Here is a 17139-nt window from a genome sequence, read left to right as displayed (position 1 = left end):
GGCTACAGCACCGCCCTGTAGCCGCTGCCGAGCCCGCGAGGCTGCGCTGTGCCGCTATGCCAACTGACACCCAACGGGTCTAATCCGGCCAATGCCACGCCGGTTCGTCAAGCATGCCCTGGCCGACGATTTCGGTTTGACCGAAGTTCTTCTCCAGGACGATGGAGTTGCATTCGGGGTCCTGTTGCAAGGCGGCGATCAGTCGGCTGGCGTGGGACACCACCCACACCTGGCAGTGTTGCGAGGCACGGATGATCAGGCGCGCCAGGGCGGGCAGCAGGTCCGGGTGCAGACTGGTTTCCGGCTCGTTGAGCACCATCAGCGTCGGCGGCCGCGGGGTCAGTAACGCCGCGATCAGCAGCAGGTAGCGCAAGGTGCCGTCCGACAACTCGGCGGCTGACAGCGGACGCAGCAATCCTTCCTGATAGAACTCAATGGCGAAGCGCCCCCCTTGCAGCGGCGCGATCTGCAACCGTGCGCCCGGGAATGCATCGCCGATAGCCTGGTGCAACGCCTCGGGGTCGCCAATTTCGAGGATGGTCTGCAGGGCGGCCGCCAGGTCGCGACCGTCGTGGTGCAGCACCGGGGTTCGGGTGCCCAGTTGCGGCTGGCGTGCCGGTGCGTCGGCATCGCTGCGAAAGTGGTCATAAAAACGCCAGCCACGGATGCTTTCCCGCAGCAGCAACACCTCGGGCGAGGAGCGCAGGCTGCCGACTTGATCGAACAGGCTGTCAAAGGTCGCGGTGTGCTGCGCGATCACGTCCCAAGTGCGCCCTTCGCGGGTGCGGATCATCGGCCCGGCGCGACCCACCAGCAGGCTGGACGGGCGATACAGCGGCCCGGCCCAGATGCATTCCTTCTTGATTTCCGGATCGAGGGCGAAGGCCGACAGGTTCAGCGGTGGCGGCGGCTCGGGCAGGCCGAGGGAGATGGCGTAGCTGAAATCCTCCGCGGCGAATCCCAGGCGCAGGCGCGTGACTTTCTTGCGCGGCCCGCCGCCTTCAATCGCCACTTCGCCGCTGCGCATGCGCCGGCTGATGCTTTCCGGCCCGGCCCAGAAGGTCGATTGCAAGCCGCCTTCGCGAGCCAGGGCATTGACCACGCCGCCCTGGGCAGTCTCGGCCAGCAGGCGCAAGGCCCGGTACAGATTGGACTTGCCGCTGCCGTTGGGGCCGGTGATCAGGTTCAGCCGCTCCAGCGGGATCACCAGTTTGTTGATCGAGCGGTAATTGGCCACCGCCAGGGTCTTGAGCATGCCGGGTCTCCTTTTGCGTGGTGGGGAGTGTGCCTGATTTGGCGCAAAGGGAGGGTTGTGGCGAGGGAGCTTGCTCCCGCTCGCTCGCGCAGCGGACGCAAAACCTGAGGTCGCGGTTTGCTCAAAGGCCGGTATGGGCATGTTCCCTCACCCCGGTGAACACGGTGCGTGCAGCGATGGAACCCTGTTCTAAGCTCACAGTCGTAACGTCACTGGCACGACAGCATCACGCAAAGGAGCCTGCATGGCTGGTCTCGAATCGAAGTGGGTAGTGGCGTTGAGCTTGCTGGCTCTACTCTGCGGCTGTGGTGCGGAAAAGCCCGTGGAAAAGGAGCGCCCGCGCGTGCGGGTGATGGAAGTGCGCAGCAGCGACTTCGCCCCCTCCGTGACCCTTACCGGCGATATCCAGGCCAGGGTGCAGACCGAATTGTCGTTTCGCGTGGGTGGCAAGATCATCCAGCGCGCAGTGGATGTCGGCGACCGGGTTTCAGCCCAGCAAGTACTGGCCCGACTCGACCCCAAGGACCTGCAGACCAACGTCGACTCCGCCGCGGCCTCGGTATCGGCCGAGCAGGCGCGGGTCAAGCAGGCCGCCGCCGCTTTTGTGCGCCAGCAAAAACTCCTGCCCAAGGGCTACACCAGCCAAAGTGAATACGACTCGGCCCAGGCCGCCCTGCGCAGCAGCCAGAGCGCCCTGACCGCAGCCCAGGCGCAGTTGGCCAATGCCCGCGAGCAACTGAGCTATACCGCGCTGGTGGCCGAGGCCCCCGGCATCATTACCGCGCGCCAGGCCGAAGTCGGCCAGGTGGTGCAGGCCACGGTGCCGATTTTCAGCCTGGCGCGGGACGGCGAGCGCGACGCGGTGTTCAACGTTTATGAATCGTTGCTGATGGCCCCGCCGGATAACGCGCTGATCGTCATCAGCCTGCTGGACAACCCCCAGGTCAAGACCACCGGCACCATCCGCGAGGTGACCCCGGTGGTTTCGGCCGACAGCGGCACGGTGCAGGTCAAGGTGGCGCTCAAGGAGTTGCCGGCGGGCATGGACCTGGGCTCGGTGGTGAGTGCCACCGCCAGCGCGCCGGGCACCGCCAGCGTCGAGCTGCCCTGGTCGGCGCTGACCAAGAACTTGAGCGAGCCCGCCGTGTGGCTGGTGGGCGAGGACGGCAAGACCGAGCTGCACACGGTCAAGGTCGCGCGCTACCTGACCGGCAAAGTGATCATCGGCGAAGGCCTCAAGGGCGGTGAAAAAGTAGTGGTGGCCGGCGGGCAGTTGCTGCATCCGCAGATGTTCGTCGAGATCGCCGCCGAGGATAAAGCCCAGGGAGCCCAGCCATGATGCGCCTGTCGTTGCCGTTCGCCGCGCTGTTGTGCAGCGTGGCGCTGTTGCCGGGTTGCTCCAGGGAGGAGCCGGCGCCCGAGCCGGTGCGCCCGGTGCTGTCGATTGAAATCAAACCCGAGTCCGAGGAAAGCCTGGGGCGTTTTGCCGGGAGCATCCAGGCCCGCTACGAGACCCACCTGGGGTTTCGTGTGCCGGGGCGGATCGCCAATCGCAACGTGGATGTCGGCGCCGAGGTCGAGCAGGGCGCGCTGCTCGCGACCCTGGACCCCACCGATCAGCAGAACCAGTTGCGCGCGGCCCAGGGTGACCTGGCGCGGATCGAGGCCCAGTGGATCAATGCCCAGGCCAATGCCCGGCGCCAGCAGGAGCTGTTCGATCGCGGGGTGGGCGCCCAGGCCCAGCTGGACATCGCCCTGACCGATCTGCAAACCACCGGCGCCTCCCTGGCCCAGGCCAAGGCCTCGGTGAGCCAGGCCCGGGACCAGCTCACCTACAGCGAGTTGCGCACCGATCACGGCGGCGTGGTCACCGCCTGGAACGCCGAGGCTGGCCAGGTGGTCACCGCCGGCCAGCAAGTGGTGACCCTGGCCCGCCCGGACATCAAGGAAGCGGTGATCGACCTGCCAGCCAGCCTGGTGGATCAACTGCCGGCGGATGTGGTGTTCAAGGTCGCGGCGCAGCTGGACCCGAGCATCAACACCACGGCCATCGTCCGCGAGATCGAACCCCAGGCGCAGAGCGCGACCCGCACCCGCCGCGCACGCCTGACCCTGACCGAGACCCCCGATGGCTTCCGCCTGGGCACGGCGATCAGCGTCAGCCTCAGTTCGGCCATCGAACCGCGCACCGAGCTGCCGCTGTCGGCGGTGCAGGAGGTCGACGGCAAGACCCGGATCTGGGTCATCGATACCCAGAACCAGACCGTGGCCCCACGGGAGGTCACGGTGCTGCGTCGCGACGCGAATTCGGCCCTGATCGGCAAGGGCGTCAAGGCCGGTGAGCGGGTGGTCAGCGCCGGCGTCAACAGCCTCAAACCGGGGCAGAAAGTCAAAATCGACGAGGACGCCCCGCGATGAAAGGGAGCTTCAATTTATCCGAGTGGGCCATCAAGCATCAGTCGTTTGTCTGGTACCTGATGTTCGTCGCGCTGCTGATGGGCGTCTTCTCCTACCTCAACCTGGGCCGCGAGGAAGACCCTTCCTTCACCATCAAGACCATGGTGATTTCCACCCGCTGGCCGGGGGCGACCCAGGAAGAAACCCTGAAGCAGGTCACCGACCGCATCGAGAAAAAACTCGAAGAACTCGATTCCCTCGACTACGTGAAAAGCTACACCCGCCCCGGCGAGTCCACGGTGTTCGTCTACTTGCGCGACACCACCAGTGCCAAGGACATCCCCGAGATCTGGTACCAGGTGCGCAAGAAGATCAACGACATTCGCGGCGACTTCCCCCAGGGCATTCAGGGCCCCGGGTTCAACGACGAGTTCGGTGATGTGTTCGGTTCGATCTACGCCTTTACTGCCGACGGCCTCAGCCTGCGGCAACTGCGCGACTATGTGGAACAGGTGCGCGCCGAGATCCGCCAGGTGCCGAATCTGGGCAAGGTGGAGATGGTCGGCGAGCAGGATGAAGTCATCTACCTGAACTTCTCGACCCGCAAGCTGGCGGCCCTGGGCATTGATCAGCGCCAGGTCCTGCAAAGCCTGCAATCACAGAATGCGGTGACCCCGGCCGGGGTGATCGAGGCCGGGCCGGAGCGGATTTCCGTGCGTACCTCGGGGCAGTTCGCTTCCGAGAAGGACCTGGCCACGGTCAACCTGCGGCTCAATGACCGCTTCTATCGCCTGGCGGATATTGCCGATATCAGCCGCGGCTACGTCGACCCGTCGACGCCGATGTTCCGCTTCAACGGCCAGCCGGCCATCGGCCTGGCGATTGCGATGAAGAAGGGCGGCAACATCCAGGACTTCGGCAAGGCGCTGCACGCGCGCATGAGCGAGCTGACCGCCGACCTCCCAGTGGGGGTCGGGGTGCACAAGGTCTCGGACCAGGCCGAAGTGGTGGAAGAGGCGGTGGGCGGCTTTACCAGCGCGCTGTTCGAGGCGGTGGTGATCGTGCTGGTGGTGAGTTTCATCAGCCTCGGCGTGCGCGCCGGGTTGGTGGTGGCCTGCTCGATTCCGCTGGTGCTGGCCATGGTCTTTGTGTTCATGGAGTACAGCGGCATCACCATGCAGCGCATCTCCCTCGGCGCCCTGATCATCGCCCTGGGGCTGCTGGTGGACGACGCCATGATCACGGTGGAGATGATGGTCACGCGCCTGGAAATGGGCGAGACCAAAGAGCAGGCGGCGACCTTCGCCTACACCTCGACCGCGTTTCCCATGCTCACCGGGACCCTGGTCACGGTGGCCGGTTTTGTGCCCATCGGCCTCAACGCCAGCTCTGCCGGCGAATACACCTTCACCCTGTTTGCGGTGATCGCGGTGGCGATGCTGGTGTCCTGGGTGGTGGCGGTGCTGTTCGCGCCGGTGATCGGCATTCACATCCTCAGCAGCAAGGTCAAACCCCACTCCAATGAACCGGGGCGGGTTGGCCGGGCCTTCAACGGCGGCCTGCTGTGGGCCATGCGCAACCGCTGGTGGGCCATCGGCATCACCGTGCTGCTGTTCGCGCTGTCGGTGTTTTGCATGCGTTTCGTGCAGAACCAGTTCTTCCCGTCTTCCGACCGCCCGGAAATCCTGGTCGACCTCAACCTGCCGCAGAACGCCTCGATCAACGAGACGCGCTTGGCCGTGGATCGCCTGGAGGCGACCCTCAAGGACGACCCGGATATCGAGCGCTGGAGCACCTACATCGGCGAAGGCGCGATCCGCTTCTACCTGCCCCTGGACCAGCAACTGCAAAACCCCTATTACGCGCAGTTGGTGATCGTCAGCAAAGGCCTGGAGCAGCGCACGGCCCTGACCCAGCGCCTGCAGAAGCGTCTGCGTGAAGACTTCGTCGGCATCGGCAGCTACGTGCAGGCCCTGGAAATGGGTCCGCCGGTGGGGCGGCCGATCCAGTACCGGGTCAGCGGCAAGGACATCGATCAGGTGCGCAAGCACGCCATCGAACTGGCCACCGAGCTGGATAAGAACAGCCATATCGGCGAGATCATCTACGACTGGAACGAGCCGGGCAAAGTGCTGCGCATCGACATCGCCCAGGACAAGGCGCGGCAGCTGGGGCTGTCTTCCGAAGATGTGGCGCGCTTGATGAACAGCATCGTCAGCGGCTCCACCGTGACCCAGGTGCATGACGATATTTACCTGATCAATGTGGTCGGGCGTGCCGACGATAACGAACGCGGTTCGCCGGAGACCCTGCAGAACCTGCAGATCGTCACCCCCAACGGCACCTCGATTCCGCTGCTGGCCTTCGCCACCGTGCGTTACGAGCTGGAGCAGCCGCTGGTCTGGCGTCGCGACCGCAAGCCGACCATCACCATCAAGGCCGCGGTGCGCGACGAGATCCAGCCCACCGACCTGGTCAAGCAACTCAAGCCGACCATCGACCGGTTCTCGTCGGCGTTGCCGGTGGGTTACTCGGTGGCCACCGGCGGCACAGTGGAGGAGAGCGGCAAGGCCCAGGGGCCGATTGCCAAGGTGGTGCCGCTGATGCTGTTCCTGATGGCGACCTTCCTGATGATCCAGTTGCACAGCGTGCAGAAGATGTTCCTGGTGGCCAGCGTCGCGCCCCTGGGCCTGATCGGCGTGGTCCTGGCCCTGGTGCCGACGGGCACGCCCATGGGCTTTGTGGCGATCCTCGGGATCCTTGCGCTGATCGGCATCATCATCCGCAACTCGGTGATCCTGGTGACCCAGATCGATGCCTTCGAGAAGGACGGTTATTCACCCTGGGATGCGGTGGTGGAAGCCACCCAGCACCGGCGCCGGCCGATCCTGCTGACCGCAGCGGCGGCGAGCCTGGGGATGATCCCCATCGCCCGCGAAGTGTTCTGGGGGCCGATGGCCTACGCCATGATCGGCGGCATTATCGTCGCCACCCTGCTTACCCTGTTGTTCCTGCCGGCGCTCTATGTGGCCTGGTACAAAATCAAGGAACCGCAGCAGCAGGCGTGAGCCGCCGGCCGCGTCAGGCCTTGCGCCAGACGCTGGCCAGCCACGGCTGCTGCTCGCGCGGTAATCCGGCGGGGCGGTAGTAGTGTTCCAGTTCGACGAAGCCGGCGGCGGTCAGCAAAGCCTGCCAGGCCGGCAGATCGTGGTACGAGCCGTAGCGTTCGCCGTTCCAGCCCTCGCGGTTGTCGCCCCGCGGATTGGAGCTGAACAGCACGCCGCCCGGTTTCAGCGTGGCGTGCAGTTGCTTGAGGATCCGAGGCAGCTCCTGCAACGGGATGTGAAACAGCACCGCGTTGGCAAAGATCCCGTCGAAGTGGGCGGCGGGCAGCTCGAGCTTGAGAAAGTCCTGTTGCCAGACCTCACAGCCACTGTCGTCGCGGGCCATTTGCGCAAAACGTTCGGAGCCGTCGAGGCCGACCGCGACATGGCCCATGCGGGTGAAAGTCTGCAAATCGCGGCCCGGGCCGCAGCCGAAATCCAGCACGGTAAACGGAGCCGTGCCCTGGATATGCCGCAGCAGCGCATCGATGTTCTGGCTCACATCATGATCGCGCGTACCTTCGCGAAAGCCTTCGGCAACCTGGTTGTAATGGCCGAGGGTGGTGGCGGTGATCTGGTCGAGGTCGTCGGGGGCGAGTTTCATGGCAGCTGCGCGAAGAAGGGAGAGGGGCCGAATATACCCCAAGTCGCCCAGGGGCAACGTTCAACCAATGACCAACGCAGCGACGAGTTGTAGCCGCTGCCGCAGGCTCGGCAGCGGCTACGTGCGGCTACCGTCAGCGTTTGTTGAGGATTCGTGCCAGGCGGTCGCCGCCCAGTTGGATGGCGGCAACCAGGATCACCAGCAGCACGATGACGGTGAGCATCACCTGGCTGTCAAAACGCTGGTAGCCGTAGCGGTAGGCGATGTCGCCCAGGCCGCCGGCACCGATGGCGCCGGCCATGGCCGAGGAGTTGATCATGGTCACCAGGGTAATGGTGAAGCCCCCCACGATCCCCGGCAGTGCCTCGGGCAGCAGCACGTGCCAGACGATGTGCCAGCGTCGGCAGCCCATGGCCTGCGCTGCTTCGATCAACCCATGGTCGACCTCCCGCAGGCTGACTTCGGCGATCCGCGCGAAGAACGGCGTCGCGGCGATGGTCAGCGGCACCACGGCGGCCCAGACGCCATAGGTGGTGCCGACAATCAGCCGGGTAAAGGGGATCAGCGCCACCATCAGGATCAGGAACGGGATCGAGCGAAACAGATTCACAAACGCCCCCAGCGCCCGATTCAGGGCCGGAGCTTCATAGATCCCGCCCTTGGAACTGGTGACCAGGATCACCGCCAGCGGAATCCCCGCCAGCAGGGCGATCAGCGAGGACACGCCGACCATCAAAAAGGTGTCGATGACCCCTTGCAGCAAACGGTCAAACCACATAACCCAGCACCTCCACCTGTTGTGCCCAGTCGCCCGCGCGCTGGCGCAGTTCTTCAGCGCCCAGGGACGAACCGCTCACCGCCAGCAGCAATTGCCCCAGGGCATGCCCCTGGATCCGTTCCACACCGCCCTGCAACAGCCGCACGCGCCCGCCCAGGGCACTGAACAGCGCCGCCAGGTCCGGCTCGTCGCCGCTGGCGCCGGTGAACTGCAAGCGCAGCACCACGGCGGCCTGGGCCGACTCCGGTTGCGCCCGCAGGCGCTGCTGCAGCTCCTGCGGCAAGCCATGCTGCAAGGGTGCGAGCAGGGTTTTGCTGACCTCGTGCTGCGGGTTGCCGAACACTTCCCAGACCGGGCCCTGCTCGACAATGCGCCCGTGTTCAAGCACCACCACCCGGTCACAGATATCGCGGATCACTGCCATCTCGTGGGTGATCAGGACGATGGTCAGGCCCAGGCGCTGGTTGATCTCCTTGAGCAGGCCGAGGATCGACTGGGTGGTCTCCGGGTCCAGGGCCGAGGTGGCCTCGTCGCACAGCAGAATCGCCGGGTCATGCACCAGGGCCCGGGCGATCCCGACCCGCTGCTTCTGCCCGCCCGACAACTGCGCCGGGTAAGCCTTGTGTTTGTCCTGCAGGCCCACCAGCTCCAGCAGCTCGCGGACTTTGTTCTGGCGTTGCTCCTTGGGCACGCCGGCCACCTTCAGCGGCAGCTCGACGTTCTGCCACACGGTCTTGGCCGACATCAGGTTGAAGTGCTGGAAGATCATGCCGATGCGCCGGCGCAGTTCCACCAGGCGGTCTTCGTCGAATTCGCCGATGTCCACATGGTCGATCAGTACCCGGCCGCTGCTGGGTTGCTCCAGGCGGTTGATGGTGCGGATCAGCGACGACTTGCCGGCGCCGCTGCGGCCGATGATGCCGAACACCTCGCCGTGCTGGATCGCCAGGTCGATGCCCTGCAGGGCCGGCACCGGGCCTTGCGCGCCCTGGTAGGTCTTGCCCAGGCCGACGAAGCGCACGTGGGCGCGGTTGAGCTGCGGGTGCAGCTCAGCCTGCTGGGCGCTGTGGGGCTGTTGTTCGGGCAGCTTGCGCTGCAGGCTGGCGACGCTCATCTCAGCCTTCCCAGCCGGCTTGGTAGAGCTTGCCGTGGGCTTTATCCAGGGCGGCGCGCACAGCCGGCGAATGCTGGTAGATATCGACGAACTTGATCAGCCGCGGGTCGGTCTTGCTCTTGGGCTGGATCACGAACTGGATCACGTACTCCTTGTGGTCCAGGCCGTCGAACAGCAGGGCGGAGCCGGCATCGAAGGTCTTGGCCAGGCGGATGTACGCCGGGTAGCCCTGGACCAGATCGGCATCGTCATAGGCGCGTACCAGTTGCACGGCCTCGACCTGGAGGATCTTGATCTTTTTCGGGTTGGCGATGATGTCGTCTTCGGTGGCCTTGTAGCCCACGCCCGGCTTGAGGGTGATCAAACCGGCCTTGGCCAGCAGTTGCAGGCCGCGCCCGCTGTTGATCGGGTCGTTGGCGATGGCGACGCTGGCGCCTTCGGGCAGTTCGTCGAAGCTTTTGTATTTCTTCGAGTACAGGCCGACGTTGTTGATGATCCCCGGGGCGAAGGGCACCAGGTCAAAACCGGCGGCGGCCTTGGCGTTTTCCAGGAACGGGATGTGCTGGAAGTAGTTCACATCGATGTCGCCGGCCGCGAGGCTGACGTTGGGCGCGATCCAGTCGGTGAACTCCACCAGCTCGACTTTCAGGCCCTGTTTGCCAGCCTCTTCAACGGCGGCTTCCAGGGGGATGGCAAAGGCCGCGGTGGTGCCGACCTTGAGGGGTTTGTCGGCGGCAAACACGGCGCCGCTGAAGAGTCCGAGGGCGAGGACCAGTGCTTTGACTGGGTGGCTCAGGAGTTTGCTTTTCATGGTGGTTATGTCCAGTCGATACGAATGAGTTGAGCAATTTTTGTGGACGCAGCGAAGACCGCTGTCTGTGGCGAGGGAGCGTGCTCCCGCAGGCTTGCGAAGCAAGCCCAAACCCTGATAACTCGGTATTCCTGGAGAAACTGCGTCGCCCGGATTTGGGGCCGCTACGCGACCCAGCGGGAGCAAGCTCCCTCGCCACGAGGGCCTCAGTGGCGGTAGGCCGCGCCGGTGTGTTGTTCAGGCAGCTTGCGGTCCTGGCGGAACAGCTTTTCGCGCAAGGTGCCGTTGTCGTAGGCGGTCTTGTACGAGCCGCGTCGTTGCAGTTCCGGGATCACCAGGTCGATGAAATCGACGTAGCTTTCCGGAGTCACGATGCGGGTCAGGTTGAAGCCGTCGAGGCCGGTTTCGGCGATCCACGATTCCAGTTCATCCGCCACTTGCTGCGCCGAGCCGACCACGGTGATGTAGCGCCCGCCGAGGGCGTGCTGGTCGAGCAATTTGCGTCGGGTCCAGTCGTTGTTCTGCAGGTTCTTGGTGGCCGACTGGATGGCGTTGCTCTTCACGTACTGGATCGGCTCGTCGATTTCATACTGGGCGAAGTCGATGCCGGTCGAAGCCGAGAAGTGCGCGACACCGGCTTCGGCGCTGGCGTGGCTGCGGTACTCGGCGTGCTTGGCCCAGGCGGCTTCCTCGGTCTCGCCGACAATCACGTTGAGGCCCATGAACAGCTTGATGTCTTCGGGATTGCGCCCGGCGGCCACGGCGCTGGCGCGGACCTTGTCCACCTGGGCCTTGGTCGACGGCTTGTTCTGGCCGCTGATGAAGACGCACTCGGCGTGACGCCCGGCGAACAGCAACCCGCGGTCCGAACTGCCGGCCTGGAACAGCACCGGGGTCCGCTGGGGCGAAGGCTCGCAGAGGTGATACCCCTCGACCTGATAGAACTCGCCCTTGTGCTCGACCTTGTGCACTTTGTCCGGCTGGGCGTAGATCCGCTGCGCCGGGTCGTTGAGCACCGCGTCGTCTTCCCAGCTGCCTTCCCAGAGTTTGTACAGCACCTCCAGGTACTCATCGGCCTGGTCGTAGCGCCGGTCGTGTTCCACCTGTTCCGACAGGCCCATGGCCTTGGCCGCGCTGTCCAGGTAGCCGGTGACGATGTTCCAGCCGACCCGGCCGCTGCTCAGGTGGTCAAGGGTCGACATGCGCCGGGCGAACAGATACGGCGGCTCGTAGGTGAGGTTGGCGGTCAGGCCGAAACCGAGGTTTTTCGTCACGGCGGCCATGGCCGAAACCAGCAGCAGCGGGTCATTGACCGGCAGCTGGATCGACTCTTTCAGCGTGACGTCCACTGAGTTCTGATAGACGTCGTACACGCCGACGATGTCGGCGATAAACAGTCCGTCGAACAGCCCGCGCTCCAGCAACTGGGCCAGTTCGGTCCAGTAGGCGAGGGTTTTGTATTGGGTCGAGTTGTCCCGTGGGTGAGTCCACAGACCGTGGTTGATATGCCCGATGCAGTTCATGTTGAAAGCATTGAGCAGGATCTTTTTCTTCGCCCCCATCAGATCGTCCCCCGCAGTGGCGGGTTCGTTTCATTCAGGTAGTAATTGCCCACGGCGTGGTACTTCCAGCGCACCGGGTCGTGCAGGGTGTGCACCCGGGCGTTGCGCCAGTGACGGTCAAGGCCGTGCTCGGCCAGGGTTGCCTGGCTGCCGGCCAGCTCGAACAGGGTGCTGCCGGCGGCCAGGGAAATTTCGGTGCTCAGGGCGCGGGCTTCGGCGACCGCGATCGAGGCGGCGGCCACGGTCTCGGCGTTGGTCTGGGCCTGGGCCAGGTCGAGGAACTCCCCTGAGCGTTCCAGCAGCGCCTCGGTGGCGTGCAGGCGGATGCTCAGGTGGCCGAAGCTCTTGAGGGTCAGCGGGTCTTCGGTGGCCTTGTCGCTGGTGGCGTCGATCCACGGCCGGGTCTTGGTCCGCACGAAATGCAGCGCGTCCTCATAAGCGGCGCGGGCGATGCCGGTGTCGATGGCGGCGTGGAGGATCTGCGCCAGCGGGCCGACCGTGGTCGGGCGCTCGAAGGCGCTCTGGAACGGGACCACGTCCTGGGCGGCGATGTAGACGTTTTCAAACAGCACCGAGCCGCTGCCGGTGGTGCGCTGGCCAAAGCCTGACCAGTCATCGATCACGCTCAGGCCCTGGCTGTCACGCTGGACGAAGGCCAATTGCTGCACACCCTGTTCATCCACCACCGAGGTCGGGATGCGCTGGGCGTAGATGGCGCCGGTGGCGTAGAACTTGCGGCCATTGATGCGGTAGCCATCGCCGTCACGGGTCAGGGTCGTGGTGCGGTCGTGGGCGGTCTTGGTCCCCAGTTCCGCCAGGGCATTGCCGAAGCGGCGGCCGGCCAGGACTTCGGCGTACAGCCGTTGTTTCTGCTCGGGGCTGCCATTAACCCGCAGCACCTCCAGGGCGTAAAAATGGTTTTGCGGGATCTGCCCGAGGGAGGCATCCGCCTGGGCGATCAGCGCGGTGACTTTGGCCAGGGTGACATTGGATACGCCGGCACCGCCGTACTCCTTGGGCACGCTGATGCCCCACAGGCCCGAGCGGGAAAACACTTCCAGTTCCGGGTGCGGCAGGCGACGTTCGCGATCGCGCAGGGCGCTGTCGCGTTTGAAATCTTCGGCCAGGTCGCTGGCGACAATCAGGGCTTGCTCATCGCTGGTTATGACCGCGACGTGTTGGGAAAGAGTCATGTACTTCTCCAGTGGTCTGGTTGTCAGATCCAGGAATGGCGAGCAGGCAACGTGCCGTTCAGGTGATAAGCGCCTACGGCGTGGTATTTCCAGCGCACCGGGTCGTGCAGGGTGTGTACCCGCGCGTTGCGCCAGTGGCGGTCGAGGTTGAATTCGGCCAGGGTGGCGCGGCTGCCGGCCAGTTCGAACAGCTTCTCGCTGGCCTGCAACGAGATTTCGGTGGTCAGCACTTTGGCTTCGGCCACGGCAATCGAGGCGCGGGCTGCGGACTCGGCGGTGATCGGCGCCGCGTTGACCTGGTCCAGCACCCGGCCGGCCTTGCGCAACAGCGCCTCGGCGGCGTGCAGTTCGATTTTCAGCTTGCCGATATCGGCGATCACATACAGGTCATCGCTGGCGCGCTCGACGTTGGCGTCGACCCAGGGCCGCGCTCGTTCACGGACAAAACTGATGGCGTCGTCGATCGCCGCCCGAGCAATGCCGGCGTCGATGGCGGCCTGGATCAGTTGCGACACCGCGCCCTGGATATTGGGCACCTCGTTGATCCGCCAGTTGTCCACCACCAGGTCGGCGTCGACCCGCACGTTGTTGAGCAGGATGGTGCCGCTGGCGGTGGTGCGCTGGCCGAAGCCCGACCAATCGTCGACGATGCGCAGGCCCGGGGTGCCGCGACGTACGAACGCCAGCACTTGCTTGCCGTCATCGTTGAGGGCCTTGACCGCCACCCAGTGCGCGAACAGCGCGCCGGTGGAGTAGAACTTCTGGCCGTTGATCACGTAGCCGTCACCATCGGCGGTGATGCGTGCCTTGAGTTCCAGGGTATTTTTGGTGCCGCGCTCGGGGCCGGCATTGCCGATGCGCCAGCCTTCGAGCACGCTCTGGAACAGGTGTTTTTTCTGTCGTTCGGTGGCGCTGGCCAGGACCAGGTTGAGCACGCCGAACTGGTTTTGCGGGATCTGCCCCAGGGCCGGGTCGGCGGCGGAAACAATGGCGAAGACCTCGGCCAGGGTCACGAATGAAACCTGCGGGCCACCGTATTCGCGGGGGATGGCAATACTGCCCAGGCCGCTGCGGGTGAATTGCTCGATCTGCGCCCAGGGCAGCTTGCGCTGGCGATCGCGCTGCGCGGCCTGCTGGCGCGCGGCAGCGGCCAGTTCATGAGCGGCTTGCAGGGCTTGGGCGTCGTTGAGCAGGACCTGTGCGGGCAGCAACAGGGGGGCGATATCCAGATCGCTCTGGACTTTTGCATCGGCCAGATTGGACATCAGCGCCACTCCTTGGCTGCACGCAATGCCCTGGCGATCTGCACTGGGGTGATTGTGTTCCGGACCATACCTACCTCACATCTCATGGATATGCCGCGGTCGTGCGGCGAAATCAGAATCAAAGAATGTCCGGTGGTCCGGTGCATATACCCTATGCGTGTATAAAAATTAAATAAACTAACTTTTAGGAATATACATAGAAGGGGTTTACGTATACGGCAGGATGACAGGTTGCGGCCCAGCGGCTGCGGGCTGGCGCGGCGTGTGGCTGCCGCCGGCGAGCATTTTTCGTCGGCAGCGAAGAGGACGGGCGGGGGGTGAAAACACCCGATGGCAGGCGATCAGCGGTGGACGTTCAGGCGGCGTCCCAGGCGTTACTGGTACTGATCCAACTCGTCGGTGAGCGATTGCAGCAGCGATTCGGGGGGCAGCAACAGGCCTTGCCCGTGCGCATCTGCAAACACCAGGCAAAGCGTGGCGTCGCGCTGCATGCCGGGCAGCCAGTGGGAGAGGAAATGGGTCAGTTCAATGGGCTTGGGTTGGAAGCCCTGCCATGGGCCATGGGCGCACAAGGCGGCGAAGTCCGCCTCCGGCCAGAATGGTATGGCGCTGGCCTGGGCAGAGCCCGCAGTGGCCCAGCCGTCCGCGAACAGCCCCCAGATGACCTGGAAATCCGCCACCTTGCGAATCAGGTAGTCGCACCGGGCCTGGGGCGAGAGCCGGAGCAGGTTGTGGATTTTCTGCGGGGCCAGCATCAGGCATCCATGGTCTGGAATGGGAGCGGGTAGTCGGCTGTAGAAGTTCGAAGCTTCATGTGCCGGGGTTGAGAAACTTGCTCAGAAACTGCTGAGTGCGTTCTTCCTTGGGGTGGGCGAACAGCTCCTTGGCGTCGCCCTGTTCGACGATCACGCCCTTGTCGAAGAAGATCACCCGGTTGGCCACGTCGCGGGCGAAGCTCATCTCGTGGGTGACGATGACCATGGTGCGTTTTTCTTCAGCCAGGCTGCGGATGGTCGCCAGCACCTCGCCCACCAGTTCCGGGTCCAGGGCTGAAGTGGGCTCGTCGAAGAGGATCACTTCCGGCTCCATGGCCAGTGCCCGGGCAATCGCCACGCGCTGTTGCTGACCACCGGACAGGCGCCGGGGGTAGGCGTCTTCCTTGCCCGCCAGGCCGACCTTGAGCAGCAGCCGACGGCCCAGGGCTTCGGCCAGGTGGCGCGGTGTTTTTTTCACCACCAGCGGGCCTTCGATCACGTTCTCCAGCGCGGTGCGATGGGGAAACAGGTTGAAGTTCTGGAACACGAAACCCACCTGCTGGCGCAATTTGCGCACCAGGCCCTGTTGCTGGCTCAGGGGCCGGCTGCCGTCGATTTCGATGTCGCCGACCTTTATCCGGCCGCTGCTGGGTTCTTCGAGAAAATTCAGGCAGCGCAGGAAGGTGGTCTTGCCCGAGCCGCTGGGGCCGATGATGGCGACCACTTCGCCGGCGGCGACGGTCAGATCGATGCCATTGAGCACAGTCTGACCCTTGAATTGCTTGGTCAGTTTTTCAACCACGATCATGGGTTCAAGACTCCTGGTCATGCCGATTGACCCGCGCTTCCAACCGGTTCTGCAGGTGCGCCAGGGCGCTGGCAAGAATCCAGTAGATCAGGGCGGCGGCAAGATACATGGTGAAAATTTCGAAGGTCCGGGCGGTAATCAGCTGCGCCTGGCGGAACAGTTCCGGCACCTGGATGGTGGCGGCCAGGGCCGTGTCCTTGACCAGTGAAATAAAACTGTTGCCCAGGGGCGGCAGCGCGGTGCGCATGGCTTGGGGCAGGATCGCCCGGCGCAGGGTCTGCGCGCGGGTCATGCCGATGCTGGCGGCGGCTTCCCATTGGCCGCGCTCGATGGAGCTGATGGCGGCCCGCAGGATTTCACAGGCGTAGGCGGCCATGTTCAGCGAGAAGCCGATCAGTGCCGCCGGCAGTGGGTCCAGTTCGATGCCCAATTGCGGCAAGCCGTAATAGATCACGAACAGTTGCACCAGCAGCGGCGTGCCGCGAAAGAACGACACATAGACCCTGGCGGTCCAGCTCAGCAGCTTGAAGCGCGACAGGCGCATCAGCGCCAGGCCGAAGCCCAGCAGCAAGCCGAAAAACATGCCGCCCAGGCTGAGAATGACCGTGTAGTAGGCGCCCTTGAGCAGAAAGGGCGCCGAATCCAGCGCCAGTTGAAGGCCTGCTTCCATTATTGAGTGACGTCAGCGTTGAAGTATTTTTCCGAGAATTTTTTCAGCGTGCCATCGGCGCGCAGTTCCTCGATGGCCTTGTTCACTGCGGCCAGCAGTTCGGGTTCGCCTTTGCGCAGGGCGATACCGGCTTCCTGACGGGAGAACGGAGCGCCGGAAACGGCCAGGGTGTCATTGGTTTTCTTGATCAGTTCGAAGGCGGCCAGGCGGTCCACCAGGATCGCTTCGATGCGGCCTACGCGCAGGTCCTGGTACTTGGTCGGATCATCGTCATAGGTCTTGATGATCGCGGTCGGTACGTTGTCCTTGAGCCATTGCTCGTAGTTGGTGCCCAGGCCGACACCGACCTTGTGGCCACCCAGGTCGGCGGCGGTCTTGAATTTGCCTTCGTCTTTTTTCTGGGTCAGGGCCTGGATCCCGGAGACGGTGTACGGCACCGAGAAGTCGTACTTCTTCTTGCGTTCCTCGGAAATGGTGACCTGGTTGACCACGGCGTCGAGACGCTTGGATTCCAGGGCGGCGAGGATGCCGTCCCACTTGGTCGGCTGCAGCTTGACCTTGACCCCGAGCTTTTGCGCCAGGGCTTCGGAGAATTCCACTTCAAAGCCGGCCAGCTTGCCGTTTTCATCGACGTAACTGAAAGGCGGGTAGGTGCCTTCCAGGCCGACGTTGATCACGCCGGCGTCCTTGATCTTTTGCAGTTGCTCACCGGCAACCGCCTGCCCCAGCATTCCGGCGCCGATGGCCAGACCCAGTGTGCCAATAAGCAGATTTCGACGTAGTGCAGAAAAATTCATGACAAGCCCCTGTGGTTTCTTATGCG

Annotated in this window: 15 protein-coding genes; 3 read left to right on the top strand and 12 right to left on the bottom strand. The window is 64.3% G+C overall.

What is annotated here, in order from left to right:
- Positions 1 to 79: 79 nt before the first annotated feature.
- Positions 80 to 1255 carry an AAA family ATPase gene (locus tag ACOZJV_RS31780; RefSeq protein WP_020299774.1) on the bottom strand — a complete coding sequence of 392 codons (1176 nt, stop codon included), beginning with the start codon at positions 1253 to 1255 and terminating at the stop codon, positions 80 to 82.
- A 244-nt stretch (positions 1256 to 1499) separates the two neighbouring features.
- On the opposite strand from ACOZJV_RS31780, the gene ACOZJV_RS31775 reads away from it, so the two are divergent.
- Genes ACOZJV_RS31775 through ACOZJV_RS31765 form a run of 3 tightly spaced genes read left to right on the top strand, consistent with a single transcriptional unit; the run spans position 1500 to position 6720 of the window.
- A complete protein-coding gene (locus tag ACOZJV_RS31775; RefSeq protein ID WP_078469252.1) occupies positions 1500 to 2594 on the top strand; it encodes an efflux RND transporter periplasmic adaptor subunit in 1095 nt (364 codons plus the stop codon).
- Positions 2591 to 3673: an efflux RND transporter periplasmic adaptor subunit gene (locus ACOZJV_RS31770; protein ID WP_078469253.1), complete on the top strand. Its 1083-nt coding sequence runs from the start codon at positions 2591 to 2593 to the stop codon at positions 3671 to 3673. Before ACOZJV_RS31775 ends, ACOZJV_RS31770 begins: the two co-directional genes overlap by 4 nt.
- Positions 3670 to 6720, top strand: coding sequence for an efflux RND transporter permease subunit (locus tag ACOZJV_RS31765; protein ID WP_078469254.1), 3051 nt, complete (start codon positions 3670 to 3672; stop codon positions 6718 to 6720). Before ACOZJV_RS31770 ends, ACOZJV_RS31765 begins: the two co-directional genes overlap by 4 nt.
- A gap of 13 nt (positions 6721 to 6733) precedes the next feature.
- On the opposite strand, the gene ACOZJV_RS31760 is transcribed toward ACOZJV_RS31765, so the two are convergent.
- The 11 genes from ACOZJV_RS31760 to tcyJ form a co-directional block, all read right to left on the bottom strand.
- On the bottom strand, positions 6734 to 7360 hold the full coding sequence (locus ACOZJV_RS31760; protein WP_078469255.1) for a class I SAM-dependent methyltransferase: 627 nt from the start codon (positions 7358 to 7360) through the stop codon (positions 6734 to 6736).
- A 133-nt stretch (positions 7361 to 7493) separates the two neighbouring features.
- Positions 7494 to 8138 carry a methionine ABC transporter permease gene (locus tag ACOZJV_RS31755; protein ID WP_078469256.1) on the bottom strand — a complete coding sequence of 215 codons (645 nt, stop codon included), beginning with the start codon at positions 8136 to 8138 and terminating at the stop codon, positions 7494 to 7496.
- Positions 8128 to 9252 carry a methionine ABC transporter ATP-binding protein gene (locus tag ACOZJV_RS31750; RefSeq protein ID WP_078469257.1) on the bottom strand — a complete coding sequence of 375 codons (1125 nt, stop codon included), beginning with the start codon at positions 9250 to 9252 and terminating at the stop codon, positions 8128 to 8130. The genes ACOZJV_RS31755 and ACOZJV_RS31750 overlap by 11 nt, the downstream gene beginning before the upstream one ends.
- 1 nt (position 9253) lies before the next feature.
- Positions 9254 to 10063 carry a MetQ/NlpA family ABC transporter substrate-binding protein gene (locus ACOZJV_RS31745; protein WP_078469258.1) on the bottom strand — a complete coding sequence of 270 codons (810 nt, stop codon included), beginning with the start codon at positions 10061 to 10063 and terminating at the stop codon, positions 9254 to 9256.
- A gap of 206 nt (positions 10064 to 10269) precedes the next feature.
- Positions 10270 to 11625 (bottom strand): LLM class flavin-dependent oxidoreductase, encoded by a 1356-nt coding sequence (locus ACOZJV_RS31740; RefSeq protein WP_421549329.1) that lies wholly within the window; start codon positions 11623 to 11625, stop codon positions 10270 to 10272.
- The gene (locus tag ACOZJV_RS31735; protein ID WP_421549328.1) at positions 11625 to 12818 is read right to left on the bottom strand and encodes an SfnB family sulfur acquisition oxidoreductase; all 1194 of its coding nucleotides are present in this window, start codon (positions 12816 to 12818) and stop codon (positions 11625 to 11627) included. The genes ACOZJV_RS31740 and ACOZJV_RS31735 overlap by 1 nt, the downstream gene beginning before the upstream one ends.
- A 23-nt stretch (positions 12819 to 12841) precedes the next feature.
- A complete protein-coding gene (locus ACOZJV_RS31730; protein WP_078469261.1) occupies positions 12842 to 14083 on the bottom strand; it encodes an SfnB family sulfur acquisition oxidoreductase in 1242 nt (413 codons plus the stop codon).
- A gap of 374 nt (positions 14084 to 14457) precedes the next feature.
- Positions 14458 to 14838 (bottom strand): DUF2750 domain-containing protein, encoded by a 381-nt coding sequence (locus ACOZJV_RS31725; RefSeq protein WP_078469262.1) that lies wholly within the window; start codon positions 14836 to 14838, stop codon positions 14458 to 14460.
- A 55-nt stretch (positions 14839 to 14893) separates the two neighbouring features.
- Complete coding sequence (gene tcyN / locus ACOZJV_RS31720; protein WP_078469263.1) at positions 14894 to 15646, bottom strand: L-cystine ABC transporter ATP-binding protein TcyN; 753 nt, start codon at positions 15644 to 15646, stop codon at positions 14894 to 14896.
- 4 nt (positions 15647 to 15650) lie between these two features.
- The gene (tcyL, locus tag ACOZJV_RS31715) at positions 15651 to 16316 is read right to left on the bottom strand and encodes a cystine ABC transporter permease (RefSeq protein ID WP_020299787.1); all 666 of its coding nucleotides are present in this window, start codon (positions 16314 to 16316) and stop codon (positions 15651 to 15653) included.
- Positions 16316 to 17113 (bottom strand): cystine ABC transporter substrate-binding protein, encoded by a 798-nt coding sequence (tcyJ, locus tag ACOZJV_RS31710; protein WP_421549327.1) that lies wholly within the window; start codon positions 17111 to 17113, stop codon positions 16316 to 16318. The genes tcyL and tcyJ overlap by 1 nt, the downstream gene beginning before the upstream one ends.
- Positions 17114 to 17139 lie beyond the last annotated feature (26 nt).

It is taken from the genome of Pseudomonas sp. QD4 (assembly GCF_049199125.1).
Classification (GTDB): Bacteria; Pseudomonadota; Gammaproteobacteria; order Pseudomonadales; family Pseudomonadaceae; genus Aquipseudomonas.
The sequence above is the reverse complement of the archived record's forward strand: the minus strand, read 5'-3'. Positions and strand labels throughout refer to the sequence as shown.

Bases quoted from the DNA above. Each gene is read 5' to 3' on its own strand.
- ACOZJV_RS31760 (WP_078469255.1), bottom strand. From the start codon at position 7,360: ATGAAACTCGCCCCCGACGACCTCGACCAGATCACCGCCACCACCCTC.
- ACOZJV_RS31750 (WP_078469257.1), bottom strand. From the start codon at position 9,252: ATGAGCGTCGCCAGCCTGCAGCGCAAGCTGCCCGAACAACAGCCCCAC.
- ACOZJV_RS31770 (WP_078469253.1), top strand. From the start codon at position 2,591: ATGATGCGCCTGTCGTTGCCGTTCGCCGCGCTGTTGTGCAGCGTGGCG.
- ACOZJV_RS31730 (WP_078469261.1), bottom strand. From the start codon at position 14,083: ATGTCCAATCTGGCCGATGCAAAAGTCCAGAGCGATCTGGATATCGCC.
- tcyN (WP_078469263.1), bottom strand. From the start codon at position 15,646: ATGATCGTGGTTGAAAAACTGACCAAGCAATTCAAGGGTCAGACTGTG.
- ACOZJV_RS31740 (WP_421549329.1), bottom strand. From the start codon at position 11,625: ATGGGGGCGAAGAAAAAGATCCTGCTCAATGCTTTCAACATGAACTGC.
- tcyJ (WP_421549327.1), bottom strand. From the start codon at position 17,113: ATGAATTTTTCTGCACTACGTCGAAATCTGCTTATTGGCACACTGGGT.
- tcyL (WP_020299787.1), bottom strand. From the start codon at position 16,316: ATGGAAGCAGGCCTTCAACTGGCGCTGGATTCGGCGCCCTTTCTGCTC.
- ACOZJV_RS31765 (WP_078469254.1), top strand. From the start codon at position 3,670: ATGAAAGGGAGCTTCAATTTATCCGAGTGGGCCATCAAGCATCAGTCG.
- ACOZJV_RS31725 (WP_078469262.1), bottom strand. From the start codon at position 14,838: ATGCTGGCCCCGCAGAAAATCCACAACCTGCTCCGGCTCTCGCCCCAG.
- ACOZJV_RS31735 (WP_421549328.1), bottom strand. From the start codon at position 12,818: ATGACTCTTTCCCAACACGTCGCGGTCATAACCAGCGATGAGCAAGCC.
- ACOZJV_RS31775 (WP_078469252.1), top strand. From the start codon at position 1,500: ATGGCTGGTCTCGAATCGAAGTGGGTAGTGGCGTTGAGCTTGCTGGCT.
- ACOZJV_RS31745 (WP_078469258.1), bottom strand. From the start codon at position 10,063: ATGAAAAGCAAACTCCTGAGCCACCCAGTCAAAGCACTGGTCCTCGCC.
- ACOZJV_RS31780 (WP_020299774.1), bottom strand. From the start codon at position 1,255: ATGCTCAAGACCCTGGCGGTGGCCAATTACCGCTCGATCAACAAACTG.
- ACOZJV_RS31755 (WP_078469256.1), bottom strand. From the start codon at position 8,138: ATGTGGTTTGACCGTTTGCTGCAAGGGGTCATCGACACCTTTTTGATG.